Source organism: uncultured Winogradskyella sp., assembly GCF_947496485.1.
Classification (GTDB): Bacteria; Bacteroidota; Bacteroidia; order Flavobacteriales; family Flavobacteriaceae; genus Winogradskyella.
In genome coordinates, this window is record NZ_CANMCZ010000002.1 from 309,693 (window position 1) to 326,370 (window position 16,678).

The following is a 16,678-nucleotide window of genomic DNA, read 5'->3' on the forward strand; positions in this document are numbered from 1 at the left end:
AAATGCAAAAAAAATTGATAATGTGAGTTTTATTGCCTCAATTTTCGAGGTATCTTAAATTCAAAACCTAAACCCGCTTTTTGCACCAATTGCTAGTTTTACGTGAGACTTTTCGTAGTGTAACCTCCTGATTATAAAAAAAAATACGTAGTTCTACGTATAGTATGGCCTATATATTTGTTTTAATTTTAAGGTATTAGAAATCAATTAAATATTTTAATTATGAGTCAAAGAATTCCTAAAATGATTGCTATGGGTAAAATTGCTGCTGATGGTTCTATAATAAAAGCGACACCAGGCATTAAAGTTCGACTAGGTATAAATCCTGGTAGTATTCGCGAAGGACAGGATATAGGATATTCTGTGAAGTTACCTGATAGATTAGTATGTGATAAAAATTATATCATTCAGTTGACGGCAGAAAGTTATTTTGGAGAAGAGGATTTCTTTACAATGACATCCATCTCATCAAGATATCAAACTAAAAAAGGGTTTGAGGTCATTATTTGGGGTGATGTACCCTATGATACCTTGCCTGGTCTGGTTTCGGTACCAGTTAAAAGTGATTGGCATTTTGTGCTTTATGATATGTTATAAATTGCTTTAGATTAGAGTTACCTATTATCAAATCCTGAGTCTTTGGCTTGGGATTTTTGTTTTAAAATTACACTGGTTTACTCATTGATATTCTTTTACAAAAAACTAACTTGCTTGTTGTGATATAAGTCACTGAAAAAGAGTTGTCTGAAATATGCTGCTTTTATTTTACCAATTCATTTAATTTACCAAACCATATGATCACGTTTTTTAGAAAGATTAGACAAAACCTTATTCAGCAAAATAAGATATCAAAATACTTCAAATATGCTATTGGTGAGATTGTTTTAGTAGTTATTGGGATTTTAATAGCACTCCAGATTAACAATTGGAATGAATCAAAAAATCAAAATCTAGAACTAAATGATGCCTTACAAAGTATAGCCAATGGAGTGCAGTCTGATCTTAGAGAGCTTCATCTCTTATCATCCGCAAGATCAGCGATTAAAACAAAAATAGATACACTTTATACGCGCTACATTCCGTTAGAAAAACAATCGATGAGTATTGTAGAGGCTACATATGTAAATTATACGTTTACTGATATTTCAAAAACTATTCAATTTAACTCTAATTTGAGTGGGTTTGAATCTTTGAAGAATTCCACTTATTTTGGAAAAATACAAGGTACAGATCTTTCTTTATTGCTCAGTACATACTTCATTAATGCTGATAAAATTAGAGTGCGAGAAGAACAATATAATAAAGATTATGAAGATCTTAAAAAGGAATGGATGGCTTCCTTTAGAAATAACGGACAGGACCTATTTTTGAAACCTTGGGACGCAGGAGATTTTACCATAGTTGGACCAAAATTTTTAGAAATTTTGAGGGATGATCTTTCGTTAAACATTTTAGAGCTTGCTGGCAATGAACACTTTTTTATCAGACTGTACGAAGATCAAATCTTGTTGGGAAATAAACTAGTAGAGATGATTCGCGACTCAAAAACCTCTTTTGATGAACAGACAAAGTTAGAGTTAAGCGGAGTTTTATACTCTTTTGGTGATGCTGATGTTTTAAGTCTTTTAATTAATGGTGAAGCAACAACAGGATTTGATGTAAGGTATGCTGCATCAGATTTATTCTACAACTATTTTTCAAAAGAGAAAGGTTATTTATCTATAAAATATCCTGCAGATCAATACTTATGGGCATCATCCTATTTTCAGGTTGTTGCTTTAAGAGGTAGAGTCAATGAAATGGACTTTTCTGGATATTCAAAAGTATTTATAGAGATGAGAGGTGAAAAAGGTGGAGAAACCTTTGAAATAACAATGAAAGACATCAACGATCCGCCAGATGGCTCTGAAACTAAACTTAAAATTGAGCTCACTAAAGAATGGGAAACATTTGAAATAGAAACCAGTCAATTCACCACAGCAGATATGAACCGTATTATGGTACCTCTGGCTTTTGTTTTTGTAGGCTCAGAAGGTATGAAGATAAATGTAAAGTCAGTACAGTTTAAGAAGGATTAGGGTGATTTTTTTTAGATTATTGGCTTGGCATTTTTTTGTGATGTAACTAATCTTCATAAAGTGCTACTAATAAGGAGTATGCATATTAATTTAAAGTAAAAATGAAGAAAGAAAGCAATTATACTAAAAGTATTGGGATAGGGATGATTATAGGTGCTGCTATTGGTCTTACAACAGACAATATTGCGTTATGGTTGAGTCTCGGTCTTGTTTTTGGTGCAGGTTATGCTAAAACTAAGCAAGCAAAAGAGGATAGTCATAAAAAAGACGAAACCGATTAGTAGTAACATAAAAGCGGATTATTCGTCATTTAAGCATCAACTTTTTTTTTAAAGAAAATCAAAATAAATTACATGACAGTTTTAGTAGTAGGTGCAAGCGGAGCAACAGGAAGAAAGTTAGTTGAACAACTTCTAATTAAAGGACATAGTGTTAAAGCTGTCGTAAGATCCCCTGATAAATTGCCAAAATCTTGGAAGAGCAATGCGTACCTGAGCATTATTTCTGCAAGTCTATTAGATTTGAACGATGACGATATGATGAAACTAACTCTCGATTGTCATGCAGTGGCATCATGTCTAGGGCATAATATGAATTTTAAAGGCATCTATGGACAACCCAGAAAATTGGTAACAGATGCTGCTCAAAGACTTTGCAATGCTATACAGGCTAATAAACCAGAAAGCCCAATTAAATACGTTTTAATGAATACGACAGGAAATCGTAATCGAGATTTGAACGAACCTATTTCTTTTGCTCAAAAATGCGTTATTGGACTTCTAAAACTACTTTTGCCCCCTCATGTCGATAATGAGAAAGCAGCAGATTACCTGAGAACCCAAATTGGGCAAGACAACCAATATATCACTTGGGCTGCTGTGCGACCAGATGGTTTAATTGATGAAGAAGAAGTCACAGAATACGAAATCCATCCATCTCCAATTAGAAGTGCCATTTTTAACGCTGGCAAAACCAGTCGTATAAATGTTGGCCATTTTATGGCAAGTCTAATTAGTGATGACGATTTATGGGATACATGGAAAGGGCAAATGCCAGTAATATATAATAAGTCATCTTTAAATTAAAAGGTTATGGTTCTGGGTTGTATCTAAAATTATGTAGTTCTACGTATTGATTTCTCTATTATAAAAAACTAACTTCGCTTAACAAACGATATAGTCAATACGAACTGACCATATCTGAGTGTTGGGCACAATTAAAACCAAATGAACAGACTACTTATCTTATTTACATCATTCTTATTAATCTGTTGTCAAGAACAACAAGAAAAATTTGCAAATGGACTAACAAAGGAAGCAATTCAAATCACAGAGTATATAATTAAAATAAAAGAGAATTCCAATGCTGAAATCAAACAAGATACTCTATCAATTACTTCAAAATTCTATAACAATAATCAAATATTAAAAAGAGTTCAAACAACACCATTTAACAATCAAACAATGGAAACGAACTTTGTGTATGACGATTTTGGGAAAGTTCAAAAAGAAATAGTCAAAATGGATTTTGATAACTCATCATTCGAAATTGATTATTTTTATAAAGATTCCTTATTAATCAAAACCCAAGTAGTTGATGAGGTGCAAGAAAATGTCCGATTCAAACAAATCGAGAATTACACATACAGTAACGAAGGAATCAAACTCGAAACAGAAACCACTCAAGAATATATCGATTTTAATACCAATGATACTTTAGTAAATATGATTTCATTAAGTAAATTCAATGATGCTGAATTAGTTTCTGAAATTGAAACAATAAATTATAAGAACCCATTACTAAATTCAAAACGGAAATACGAATACGAAAATGAACTTGTTAAACGACAAAAAGTTTATGATTCTGAAGACTCTCTAACTTCGAATGTTAACTATAAGTATGAGTTTGATAAATATGATAATTGGATAAAGAAAACGTCATTTAAAGAGAATAAGCCTGATAAATTTATCATTAGGAAAATTAAATATAAATAACCGTTCCCAACACCGTGTATAATTAATTGCTAGTTCACTGCCGACTTACGAAAATTCCGCTGGAATTTTCTATCTGTGATTTGTTTGTTAACTTAGTTGCTTAACCACGCAACTAACCATACACAAACACGTTAAGCGCAACCCTTAATCCCAAATCAATTTATTTCAGAAACTTTTAATTCAACTATTCTACTAATTAACTACATTTGCACTCGCAAAAATTAGTATTACATGAAAGCCGGAATTGTAGGATTACCAAACGTAGGAAAATCAACCTTATTTAACTGTTTATCTAATGCCAAAGCGCAGAGTGCTAACTTTCCGTTTTGTACCATAGAACCTAACATTGGCGTGGTAAATGTACCAGATCCAAGATTATCTAAACTAGAAGAATTAGTGAATCCAGAAAAAGTGGTTCCTGCAACTGTAGAAATCGTTGATATTGCTGGTTTGGTAAAAGGTGCTAGTAAAGGTGAAGGTTTAGGAAATCAATTTTTAGCGAATATTAGAGAAACCGATGCCATTCTGCATGTATTGCGTTGTTTTGATAATGATAATATTGTGCATGTTGATGGTTCTATTAATCCTATTAGAGATAAAGAAACCATTGATATGGAATTGCAGTTAAAAGACTTAGAAACTGCAGAAAAAAAGTTAGACAAAGTAAAACGTGCTGCGAAAACGGGTAATAAAGAAGCGCAGAAAGAAGAGGCCGTTTTATTAAAAATTAAAGCAGCTTTAGAAGCTGGGACTTCAGTTAGAGCTTTAGAGTTCTCTGAAGAAGATTACGATGATTATGTAAAGCCTTCTCAGTTTATTACAGAAAAACCGGTAATGTATGTATGCAACGTCGATGAAGGTGCTGCAACAACTGGCAATTCTTATGTAGAAAAGGTAAGAGATGCGGTAAAAGACGAAAACGCAGAAGTTTTAGTTTTGGCTGTTGGAACAGAGGCAGATATTAACGAATTAGACGACTATGAAGAACGTCAAATGTTCTTACAAGATATTGGATTAGACGAACCAGGTTCGGCAAAATTAATTCGTTCTGCTTACAAACTATTAAATCAGCAAACCTATTTTACAGCTGGTGTAAAAGAAGTAAGAGCTTGGACAGTGACTATTGGTTCCACTGCGCCACAAGCAGCAGGAGTTATTCATACCGATTTTGAAAAAGGTTTTATTAGAGCAGAAGTTATTGCTTACGATGATTATGTACAATACGGAAGTGAAGCTAAAGTAAAGGAAGCTGGTAAAATGCGTGTAGAAGGAAAGAACTATGTAGTAAAGGATGGCGATGTGATGCATTTCTTATTTAATGTTTAGTGATTTAAATAGTGTAGTGTTGATTTTATATATGTAAAGTGACATTTTAAAATTATACGGGTCTAAATTCTAAACTCACTTTTATGCCCCAAATAATTGTTGAAACCCTTATTAATTGTGATCAAGAAACCTGTTTTGATTTAGCCAGAGATATCGGTTTTTATAAAAATTCTTTAAAAAAGTCTACTGAAATTCCAATAGAAGGAAAAATATCAGGTTTGGTTGAGAAAGGCGATGTAACTATTTGGGAAACAAACCATCTTAACCTCATGCAACATTTAACCTTAAAGGTAACAGAGTATAATAGGCCTGAAAAATTTGTTGATGAGATGATTAAAGGGGAATTTAAATCATACAGACACGAGCATATCTTTGAGCTTAAGGCTAATAAAACATTAATGATTGATAAGTTCTATTTTGAATCCTCTTATGGAATTCTAGGGAAAATTGTAGATAATTTCTTTTTAAAACGCCACATTATAAAATTATTGCTTACCAGAAACGCCGTTTTAAAACAAAAAGCAGAGGAATTATCTTCCTCAAAGCGTTTAGCGTATTTCCGTTAACCTTGTTAACGCTTATTAAAATCTATAAGGTTTACACTTTTGTCATATTTGTTTACCATCAATTATTGTACTTTACAGGATTGCTAACCCAGAAGCTGTAATATAATACTAAAAGATTGTGGGCTAAATCCTATCTCTAATTTAGGATAAATAGATTTTTTAAACTAAACTTTACCTAATTCTATAGTAAAACAGTCTATATGTTACCGAAGCCAAAATACGATTACCTGATTGTTTATACGCTGGACTTATATAAATAATTAGAGTTTGAACGTCGTAATTCTTAAATTTTCAGTTTTTTTATAAAATGTATCAGCTTAATTTAACCGTATGAAATCTAAGCAAGCCTTCGTTTACGGTATTCTAATTGGTATTCTTGGTATAGTCCTATTTTCATCTAAAGCTGTTATGGTAAAATTAGCCTATCAGTATAATGTAGATGCTCTCAGTATGCTATTATTACGGATGGCATTTGCATTTCCATTTTACATCATAATCGCTTATTTATATAGAAAAGAACATAAAGAGACGATGCTGCGGAACGACTATGTATGGCTTGTCTTTTTTGGGTTTGTCGGTTACTATTTGGCAAGCTATTTTGATTTTGTTGGTCTAACATATATTAAGGCAAGTTTAGAACGCATCATTCTTTTTATTTATCCAACTATTGTATTGTTGTTTAATAAGTTGTTTTTGAAAAAAGCCATAACTAAACAGCAAAAACTAGCAATTTTAATTACATATATCGGTATTGTAATTACCTTTGGAAGTGAGGTTTCAATCTCTGGAAACAATGCCTATTTAGGTGGTTTCTTTGTATTGCTGAGTGCTATAACATATGCTTCTTATTTGGTTGGAAGTGGTTGGTTGATTCCAAAATTTGGTGTGATGCGATTTACAGCTTATGCCATGATAGTGTCTTGTATATGTGTTTTTATTCATTATGGAATTTTTTCTAATGTCAATATTTTAAATTTCCCTTGGCAAGTTTATGCACTTGGATTAGCCATTGCAGTTTTTGCTACTGTAATTCCTTCATTTTTAGTGTCAATTTCTATTAAATTAATTGATTCATCAAATTTTGCTGTCATTGCGGGTATTGGACCAATTTCTACAATTATTTTGGCTGTAATTTTTTTGAACGAAAGCCTAACATTGCTTCAAATAACTGGAACTTTAGCTGTTATTTTTGGTATTCTAATGATATCAAAAAGTAAGGGTAAATAAGGATTTTACTTCGAAATAGGGTCTTTTGTAAATAATATTCTACGAATAGTGATGTTCTCAACAATATTGGGCATTTATTGTTAATTACTTTACGCAAACCATATTTTATATTTTAAGGTATAGTATTATATTAGCCCTTCATCTAAAATTTTACCGAATTCTATGGCAGAACAGTCTAACTATACTGAAGATAACATACGCTCACTCGATTGGAAAGAACATATCCGAATGCGACCTGGTATGTATATCGGTAAGTTGGGTGATGGTTCTTCGCCAGATGATGGTATTTACATTTTATTAAAAGAAGTATTAGACAACTCTATTGATGAGTACGTGATGGGCGCTGGTAAAACTATCGAGATTTCTGTGCAAGGTGAGCGCGTTATCGTACGCGATTATGGCCGAGGTATTCCTTTAGGTAAAGTGGTAGATGTTGTTTCTAAGATGAATACAGGTGGAAAGTACGATTCTAAAGCTTTTAAAAAATCTGTAGGTCTAAATGGTGTTGGTACAAAAGCCGTTAATGCATTATCTTCTTATTTTAGAGTAGAATCTACAAGAGACGGAAGATCTGCTTCTGCTGAGTTCGAGCAAGGAAATCTTACCAATCAAGATTTATTAGATGATACGTCGAGAAGAAAAGGAACTAAGGTTAGTTTTATTCCAGATGAAATTATATTCAAAAAATATAAGTACCGAAACGAGTATATCGTAAAGATGCTCAAAAATTATGTGTATCTAAACCCTGGATTAACCATAGTTTTTAATGGCGAAAAATATTTTAGTGAAAATGGCTTAAAGGATTTACTATCTGAAAACATTAATGAGTCAGATATGCTTTATCCTATCATTCATCTAAAAGGTGATGATATAGAAATAGCGATTACACACAGTAAAACACAATACAGCGAAGAGTATCATTCGTTTGTAAATGGGCAGAACACCACGCAAGGTGGTACACATTTAGCAGCTTACAGAGAATCTATAGTTAAAACCGTTAGAGAATTTTATGGAAAGAACTATGAGGCTTCTGATATTAGAAAATCTGTTGTTACTGCGATTGCAATAAAAGTAATGGAACCTGTTTTTGAAAGTCAGACGAAAACCAAATTGGGTTCAACAGATATGGGAGGTGATTTACCAACGGTTAGAACCTATATAAATGACTTTGTAAAAAAGAATTTGGACAATTTTTTACATAAGAATCCGGATTCAGCAGAAAAAATACAACGTAAAATTCTCCAAGCCGAACGTGAGCGTAAGGAATTATCTGGTATTAGAAAGTTAGCAAAAGATAGAGCTAAAAAGGCTAGTCTTCATAATAAGAAATTACGCGATTGTCGTGTACATTTTGGTGACACTAAAAATGAGAGAAATCTTGAAACGACCTTATTTATAACAGAGGGAGATTCAGCTTCTGGAAGTATAACAAAATCTCGCGATGTTAATACACAAGCGGTTTTTAGCTTAAAAGGGAAACCATTAAATTGTTATGGACTCAGTAAGAAGATTGTTTACGAGAATGAAGAATTTAACCTTCTACAAGCAGCTTTAAATATTGAAGAATCCCTTGAAGATTTGCGTTATAATAATGTAGTCATCGCTACTGATGCTGATGTTGATGGTATGCATATTAGATTGTTGTTGATTACATTTTTCTTGCAATTCTTCCCAGAGGTTATTAAAGAAGGTCATTTATATATATTACAGACGCCTTTGTTTAGAGTACGGAATAAAAAAGAAACCATTTACTGCTATTCTGAAGAAGAGAGAAGAGAAGCAATAGAAAAATTGAAACCAAAACCAGAGATTACGCGATTTAAAGGTTTAGGTGAAATTTCTCCAGATGAATTTGTGCATTTTATTGGTGAGGATATGCGATTAGATCCTGTTATGTTAGAAAAAGATATGTCTATTGAAGAATTGCTGTCTTTTTACATGGGGAAAAATACACCAACGCGACAAAAATTCATCATCGAGAACCTTAAAGTTGAACTCGATCTAGTAGAAGATGCTATATGAGAACTGATAACAGAAATGTAAAAAATAAGATTATTTCCATTTACTTTTTGTTATTGGTAACTGCAATTTTATTAGCAACTGTATTTAAATCTTATGATGCTTTCCCAAAAGCCTCAATGTATGTGTTTCTAGGCTTTTTTATTGTCGTTCTTTTTGTACATTTTATAGCAAGATACTTTGAATATGACAGCGATGGAGCAAAATTAGTAATTACTAATAAAGGCTTGATTTTAACGGATTTCATCAATTACAGGCAAAAAAAAATAGAATTTGCTAAACATAAACTAGTAAGCTACAAAGTTTATAATTATTTGATTTACAAGATACTAGTTGTTTCAATACAAAATAGTAATGGTAAAACATATGATGAGCACTTCAATATTACCCTTTTTAAACGAAGAAAATTAAAATATGTAAAGCAGTCTTTAAAGAGAATTATAAAACAGAATATTAAGCATAAACGAGGAGTAGATGTCAGAAGAACATGATGAATTGTTGAATGAAGATACAGGTAACCAAGAAACTATAACAAAGGTTACCGGAATGTATAAAGATTGGTTTTTAGATTACGCATCTTATGTAATCCTAGAGCGTGCTGTACCGGCAATCGAAGATGGTTTTAAACCAGTACAGCGTCGTATAATGCACTCAATGAAAGACTTAGATGATGGTCGTTACAATAAAGTAGCTAACATAGTCGGTCATACTATGCAATATCATCCGCACGGAGATGCGAGTATTGCTGACGCAATGGTGCAAATTGGTCAGAAAGATTTATTAATTGATACCCAAGGTAACTGGGGAAATATTCTAACAGGCGATCGTGCGGCGGCTTCAAGATATATTGAAGCTCGATTATCTAAATTTGCTTTAGATGTTGTTTACAATCCTAAAATTACAGAATGGCAGGCCTCTTACGATGGTAGACGAAAAGAGCCTATAAATTTGCCAGTAATGTTTCCTTTGCTATTAGCGCAAGGAGGTGAAGGAATTGCTGTAGGTTTATCTACGAAGATTTTGCCACATAATTTTATTGAACTTATAGACGCCTCTGTTAAGCATCTGAAAGGAAAGCGTTTTACTATTTTACCAGATTTCCCAACTGCTGGTATTGCAGATTTTACAAATTATAATGATGGATTGCGCGGAGGTAAAGTTAGAGTAAGAGCTAAGATTGCTCAACGCGATAAGAATAGTTTAGTTATTACTGAAATTCCATTTGCGACAACAACATCATCTCTTATAGATTCTATCTTAAAAGCTAATGATAAGGGTAAAATTAAGATTAAAAAGATTGAAGATAATACAGCAGCTAAGGTAGAAATACTGATTCATTTACCTTCTGGTTTATCACCAGATAAGACTATTGATGCTTTGTATGCTTTTACAAGTTGTGAAACTTCAATTTCACCATTGGGTTGTGTTATAGAAGATAACAAGCCTTATTTTGTTGGTGTAACTGAAATGTTGCGTCGTTCTACTGATAATACAGTTGAGCTTCTAAAAAGTGAGTTAGAAATTCGTCTAGGTGAATTTCAAGAGCAATGGCATTTTGCTTCGCTTGAGCGTATTTTTATTGAAGAAAGAATTTACCGAGATATTGAAGAAGAAGAAACTTGGGAAGGTGTTATCAATGCTATAGATAAAGGGCTTCAGCCTCATATAAAACATTTAAAGCGTGCTATTACTACAGAGGACATTACACGTTTAACTGAAATTAGAATTAAGCGTATTTCTAAATTCGATATAGATAAAGCACAACAAAAAATAGATGCTTTAGAAGATCAAATTGCTGAAATAAAACATCATTTAGAAAATCTAATTGACTATGCTATTGCTTATTTTGAACGACTTAAGAAAGATTATGGAGATGGCAAGGAGCGCAAAACTGAAATAAGAATTTTTGAGGATGTAGACGCTACTAAAGTCGTTATTAGAAACACAAAACTCTATGTGAATAGAGAAGAAGGTTTTATAGGAACATCTCTGAGACGAGACGAATATGTTTGCGATTGTAGTGATATTGATGATATCATTGTGTTTACCAAAGAAGGTAAAATGATGGTTACCAAAGTCGATTCTAAGACTTTTATTGGTAAAAATATTATTCATGTTGCTGTATTTAAGAAAAAGGACAAGCGCACAGTTTATAACATGATTTATCGCGATGGTAAAAGTGGGCCTTCATATGTAAAACGATTCGCAGTTACGAGTATAACAAGAGATCGCGAGTACGACTTAACAAATGGAAATAAAGGCTCTGTCTTATGGTATTTCTCAGCAAATCCTAATGGTGAAGCTGAGGTGGTTACAATAATGTTGCGCCAGGTAGGAAGTATAAAGAAATTAAAATGGGATTTAGACTTTGCCGATATTCTTATAAAGGGCAGAGCGTCTAAAGGTAACCAAGTCACCAAATATGCTATAAAACGTGTAGAACTTAAAGAGAAAGGTGTTTCTACATTAAAACCACGTAAAATATGGTTTGATGATACGGTTCAGCGTCTTAATGTAGACGAGAGAGGTGAATTGATTGGAGAATTTAGAGGAGAAGATCGTTTATTGGTTATTACACAATCTGGATTAGTAAAAACCATAATACCAGAATTGACTACGCATTTTGACAGTGATATGATTGTGTTAGAGAAATGGATTCCTAAAAAGCCAATTTCCGCTATTTATTATGATGGTGAAAAAGAACGTTATTATGTAAAACGTTTTTTGATAGAACAAGAAGGAAAAGAAGAATCTTTTATATCAGATCATTCAAACTCTCAGCTCGAAATTGTTTCAACAGATTGGCGACCAATCGCGGAAGTAGAGTTTACTAAAGTACGCGGTAAAGATCGTAAATCAAATATGGAAGTAAATCTTGAAGAATTTATTTCAGTAAAAGGAATTAATGCTCTTGGAAATCAATTAACTAAAGATAAGATTAATCAGGTTAGTTTATTAGCTTCATTACCTTACGAAGCACCAAAAGAAGTTCATGCTGATGAGCTAGAAGTTATTGATGAAGAAACGATTTCTGACACGTCAGATAAAGATTCAGCAAAAGAAAGTAATAGTAACGGTGATGACACGGATATTGATGATAAAGGACAGGCTAAGCTTTTTTAGTACTTAGAATTTTTAAATTTTTCAGCCAGTAATTTAGAAAATGCTTCAGCTCCTTTTTTAGACATATGTGTCGCATCTTTCCAAAGAGAGTTGTCTTTTGATTCCTTATAGAGGTTGCTGTAATCCCTATATTCTAAGCCTAAATCTTGCATAATTTTGGCAAGCTTTATATTGTCTAAATCACAAGTATCATTATATATTGGAGAAGTAACAAATAAAAACGTTTTGTTTGGGGATTTCTCTACAAAGGTTTTAATTGATTTTAAATAATCTAAGGCCATGGTATTGACTTCATGATTGTCTAAGCACTCCTTATCAGAAGCAAAATTTGACAAAACAATATCCCTCATGGATTCTTGGTCAGCACTTACAGAAATGGGATCATAACCATTATAGGTTTTGTAATTATAGCTAGGTTTAAAGTAATTCTTAATGATACCAATAGCATTACCATTATAATTCATGCTATAGTAGAATTGTTGTAAAACTGATAATTGGCCAGATTTTTCAAGAGCAGTAGTGATATTAGTATCTCTTTGGTATTTGGTTTTTAATCCTCTAATATCTGCACCTTCATAATCAGTATCAAAGAAGTTTTTAGTATCTATATGAACTAAAATAAACTGCTTTTTATTCTCAGTTAATGTATTGATTAACGCACTATTGTAAGCAATGCCAGTACCATCAATTCCCATATTGTAGCCCTTGTGACCAACCATATCAACATCTATATGTCGATTAGCTCTAGAGTTTCCAAAAACCAAAAATGCGGTTGTATCTTTAACGGATAAGAACTGATTGAGCTTACCAATAGATTGCCCTGTCATTACTTTATCGCTAATCTTATTTAAACTAAAGAACACTAATTTATCTAGACCATAGCTAATTAATAGCGTGAGAACGACAATTTTTAAAAACTTTTTGGTGATTTCTTTGTTCATAGTCTAAAATTGAAAATAAATAAAGTTTTCAGCTGTTGAATAGAATAAGCAAAGCATCAAGATAATTATAGATACTATAATTGAAAGTTTTACAGTGTTAAAACGTACACCATAATCTTCCAATGAGACATTAGATCTAAATATCTTTAAATCAATTAAAAATCCAATCGAAATCAAGAGCACAGCATTTACAAAAGCATTTATATCACCAATGAATAGTGAACCATAATTAAAACTAAGAATTTCAGTAACTATTATTGATGCTGACTGAAGATCAGACGCTCTAAAGAAAATCCAAGCGATAAGTACGACAATGAAGGTGTATATGTAGCCAAATGCATTGAATGTCTTTATTTTTAAAGCTGAGAAGGTGTATTTCTCAAAACTTAAAAATAAGCCATGAATCGCACCCCAAATCACAAAATTCCAAGAGCTTCCATGCCATAAGCCTCCAAGAAGCATTGTTAGTAATAAGTTTCTATATGTAATAACAATTCCTTTTCTATTACCACCTAGTGATATGTATAAATAATCTCTAAGCCAGAAGGAAAGTGACATGTGCCAACGTCTCCAAAATTCGGTTAAAGTTTTAGAGAAGTATGGAAAATTGAAATTTCGGTTGAAATTAAACCCAAATAGTTTTGCACTACCAATAGCAATATCAGAATAACCAGAAAAATCAAAATATATTTGGAAAGCATAAAAAACGGTAGCAACTAAGAGTGTGGAACTGTTATGTATTTCGTAGTTGGCATAAACAGAATCTACATAAACACCTAAATTATCTGCAATAGCAACTTTTCTAAAAAGCCCAATAAATATTTGGAAAACACCTGTTTTTATTAATGTAATATTAAGATTTCTTTTCTTTTCAATCTGTGGTATTAGGTTAGAAGCACGCTCAATTGGTCCAGCGACAAGTTGTGGAAATAGGCTTACAAACGTAAAAAAACTAACAATATCTTTACTAGCCTTTATCTGACCTCTGTAGATATCAATACTATAGCTTAATGTTTGAAATGTATAGAAGCTTATTCCAACAGGTAGGATAATATTTAGGGTAAGATCATTGACTTCCCAGCCCATAGTTGACATTGTACTGGCAAAGGAATCGGCAAAAAAGTTGTAATATTTAAAAACACCTAGAAGTCCTAAATTAGAACAAAGACTAACAAGTAGCCAACGTTTTTTGTTTTTCTCTCCAATAGCTTGCTCAATCTTTTGTCCTACAAAATAATCTAAGAAAGAACTGAACATTATAAGCGATAAAAACCTGTAATCCCACCAACCATAGAATACATAGCTAGAAATAAGCAATAAAATGTTCTGATTTTTATAACTATTCTTAAGTAACCAATAGATAATGAAGACTATAGGTAAGAAAATAAGATATTCTATCGAGTTAAAAAGCATTAACTGAATGTTTTACAGATTTGGGTTCTTTAAAAACTTGTTAAATGTTGCGAAATATAGCAAAACCAAATTCTCTCATCCTAAAAACGCTTCATATATTAGTTAAGCGGATTAAAAACAACGTTCTATAACTTTTACACTAGTCTAATTAGAGTTATAGGCTATTTCTTTTTTACGGTTTTAAAATTCAAAAATTCAACAAAAAGTGAAAATGCAATTGCAAAATAAAGGTACCCTTTTGGTATGGCGCCAACTGTTTTTCCTAAAAATTCGGTCTCGGATAGGTGAGCAGCTTCAGTGATAAGCATAAAACCTATTAGTATTAAAAAAGCAAGGCCTAAGATTTGAACACTTGGATGTGTGTCTATAAATTTTCTAATAGGATTCGCAAAACCAATCATTATGCCAATAGAGATCATTACTGCTATAATCATTAAGACAAGCGTGTAATTGTGGTTAGGGTGTAGCCCATTGGTCATACCAACAGCAGTAAGGATTGAATCTATAGAAAAAATAAAATCTATAATTAATATTTGAACAATAGCATTACTCAGTGATTTTATAACTTTAGATTTCACTTCATCTTCGTCATGCAATGGTGTTTCTACTTTTTCTCTTATTTCAGAAGTGCTTTTATAGATTAGAAACAAACCACCAACAAATAAAATTATGGCTTGCCAGCTTATTCCAGCAGATAACCAACTTGTTTCAATGGTATAAAATGGTTCACTTAATCCAACTAAAAAGGATACAAAGAATAATAAAATCACACGCTGTAAAAGTGCGAATACGAGTCCGAGATTAGTAGCTTTACTGCGTTGATGTTCAGGTAGTTTATTTGCCGCAATAGATATAAACACAATATTATCTATACCTAAAATAATTTCTAAAAAGGTTAACGTTATCAATGCCATAATAGCATCATAAGTCAGTAAAAATTCTAGCATATCAATTAATCCTTTTTGCAACACCTTTTTCTACACGCCATTCTCTGTTAGGTTTTTTAATAGCGCGTTTGTATTCAAAAGTGTAAGTGTCATCAGTGGTTGAGAGTATTTTCATATGAATATCGTCTTTCTCAGCGTTGCTTTTAGGGTTTATTGTTTTAAGAATGAACTCACAATCATTAATCCATCGTACCGAAGAAGAATCGGCTTCTCTTTCTTCATGATAGTCAATGTTTAAGGTCTCTGTTCTAGTAAAACGTCCAATTTTTTCAATACCATCAACGGAATAATTGAACTCAAATGTACCAGTTTGATAATCCGAACAATTACGTTCAATATTATAGCAACTAGTCAACAATAGCATAACGATAAGTAAAAAAAATGATTTCATTATAAATCTTTAGACAAAGATAATGAATAGCTAAATCAATTTTAAGGCTTATAACTTTTAAAAGTGCCGTTTTTGTAGAAAATAATAATTTTTTCTATTTCAGAATCAGAGTTAGATTCTGTTACTGGAGGCTTAGCTGTAATTTGGATTTCTGATGTATTGGAATTTGGTGATGCTGAAATTTTTGATTCACTAGGAAATTCTCCCTTACCATTCATCAACCAATATAATTCAACCTCGGGATAGGAGTGAAGCACTTTCATTACAAAATCTAAACTCGGCTTATTTCTACCAGAAAGAATATGAGAAATACTAGACCGCTGCACACCAATTTTTTCTGCAAAACCAGAAGCGGTTTCGTCATAAAAATCAATGATTTTTTGTAGTCGTTCAGTAAATTTGGCGGAGTTTATCATTGTAAACTTATATTCTGCTATTAAAACGTTACAAAAGTAAACATTAGTATTGATTATATCTAAAATAATTTAAAAGTCCTATTATATGTTTTAAATTAAACAAACATATAATATATCTTAAAATATTGAATTTTAAACACTTAAATATTAAAAAATAAACATATTGAATTATTATCAGTTTGCTTATGTTGTCTTACAGCTAAAGCTATTCCATTTGTATATTATTGTAACAATAGG

16 protein-coding genes are annotated in these 16,678 nt (G+C 32.1%); 11 read left to right on the forward strand and 5 right to left on the reverse strand.

Annotated elements, in window-relative coordinates; translation table 11 throughout:
- Nucleotides 1-222 precede the first annotated feature (222 nt).
- From Q0822_RS09245 to Q0822_RS09295, 11 genes are all read left to right on the forward strand, one after another.
- Nucleotides 223-597, forward strand: coding sequence for a hypothetical protein (locus Q0822_RS09245; protein WP_299122819.1), 375 nt, complete (start codon nt 223-225; stop codon nt 595-597).
- Between the two features lie 197 nt (nt 598-794).
- Nucleotides 795-2,078 (forward strand): DUF6090 family protein, encoded by a 1,284-nt coding sequence (locus Q0822_RS09250; protein WP_299122820.1) that lies wholly within the window; start codon nt 795-797, stop codon nt 2,076-2,078.
- A 101-nt stretch (nt 2,079-2,179) separates the two neighbouring features.
- A complete protein-coding gene (locus Q0822_RS09255) occupies nt 2,180-2,359 on the forward strand; it encodes a hypothetical protein (protein ID WP_299122821.1) in 180 nt (59 codons plus the stop codon).
- 72 nt (nt 2,360-2,431) lie between these two features.
- Entirely contained in the window at nt 2,432-3,163 is a 732-nt protein-coding gene (locus Q0822_RS09260) for an NAD(P)-binding oxidoreductase (protein ID WP_299122823.1), read from the forward strand.
- A gap of 141 nt (nt 3,164-3,304) precedes the next feature.
- Complete coding sequence (locus Q0822_RS09265) at nt 3,305-4,072, forward strand: hypothetical protein (RefSeq protein WP_299122825.1); 768 nt, start codon at nt 3,305-3,307, stop codon at nt 4,070-4,072.
- A gap of 231 nt (nt 4,073-4,303) precedes the next feature.
- The gene (gene ychF / locus Q0822_RS09270; protein ID WP_299122827.1) at nt 4,304-5,398 is read left to right on the forward strand and encodes a redox-regulated ATPase YchF; all 1,095 of its coding nucleotides are present in this window, start codon (nt 4,304-4,306) and stop codon (nt 5,396-5,398) included.
- 83 nt (nt 5,399-5,481) lie between these two features.
- Nucleotides 5,482-5,964, forward strand: a complete 483-nt coding sequence (locus Q0822_RS09275; protein WP_299122829.1) for an SRPBCC family protein — start codon at nt 5,482-5,484, stop codon at nt 5,962-5,964.
- 330 nt (nt 5,965-6,294) lie between these two features.
- A complete protein-coding gene (locus tag Q0822_RS09280) occupies nt 6,295-7,191 on the forward strand; it encodes a DMT family transporter (protein ID WP_299122831.1) in 897 nt (298 codons plus the stop codon).
- A gap of 162 nt (nt 7,192-7,353) precedes the next feature.
- Nucleotides 7,354-9,213, forward strand: a complete 1,860-nt coding sequence (locus tag Q0822_RS09285) for a DNA topoisomerase IV subunit B (RefSeq protein WP_299122833.1) — start codon at nt 7,354-7,356, stop codon at nt 9,211-9,213.
- Nucleotides 9,210-9,701, forward strand: a complete 492-nt coding sequence (locus Q0822_RS09290) for a hypothetical protein (RefSeq protein WP_299122834.1) — start codon at nt 9,210-9,212, stop codon at nt 9,699-9,701. Before Q0822_RS09285 ends, Q0822_RS09290 begins: the two co-directional genes overlap by 4 nt.
- Nucleotides 9,685-12,333 (forward strand): DNA gyrase/topoisomerase IV subunit A, encoded by a 2,649-nt coding sequence (locus Q0822_RS09295; RefSeq protein WP_299122836.1) that lies wholly within the window; start codon nt 9,685-9,687, stop codon nt 12,331-12,333. Before Q0822_RS09290 ends, Q0822_RS09295 begins: the two co-directional genes overlap by 17 nt.
- Here the strand turns inward: Q0822_RS09295 and Q0822_RS09300 are convergent.
- From Q0822_RS09300 to Q0822_RS09320, 5 genes are all read right to left on the reverse strand, one after another.
- A complete protein-coding gene (locus tag Q0822_RS09300; protein WP_299122838.1) occupies nt 12,330-13,274 on the reverse strand; it encodes a hypothetical protein in 945 nt (314 codons plus the stop codon). The two genes, Q0822_RS09295 and Q0822_RS09300, sit on opposite strands and share 4 nt — an antisense overlap.
- A gap of 3 nt (nt 13,275-13,277) precedes the next feature.
- Nucleotides 13,278-14,687 carry an MBOAT family O-acyltransferase gene (locus tag Q0822_RS09305; RefSeq protein ID WP_299122840.1) on the reverse strand — a complete coding sequence of 470 codons (1,410 nt, stop codon included), beginning with the start codon at nt 14,685-14,687 and terminating at the stop codon, nt 13,278-13,280.
- 161 nt (nt 14,688-14,848) lie between these two features.
- Entirely contained in the window at nt 14,849-15,634 is a 786-nt protein-coding gene (locus tag Q0822_RS09310) for a TerC family protein (RefSeq protein WP_299122841.1), read from the reverse strand.
- A gap of 1 nt (nt 15,635) precedes the next feature.
- Nucleotides 15,636-16,025: a hypothetical protein gene (locus Q0822_RS09315; RefSeq protein WP_299122842.1), complete on the reverse strand. Its 390-nt coding sequence runs from the start codon at nt 16,023-16,025 to the stop codon at nt 15,636-15,638.
- Between the two features lie 41 nt (nt 16,026-16,066).
- On the reverse strand, nt 16,067-16,441 hold the full coding sequence (locus Q0822_RS09320; protein WP_299122844.1) for a helix-turn-helix transcriptional regulator: 375 nt from the start codon (nt 16,439-16,441) through the stop codon (nt 16,067-16,069).
- Between the last annotated feature and the right edge of the window lie 237 nt (nt 16,442-16,678).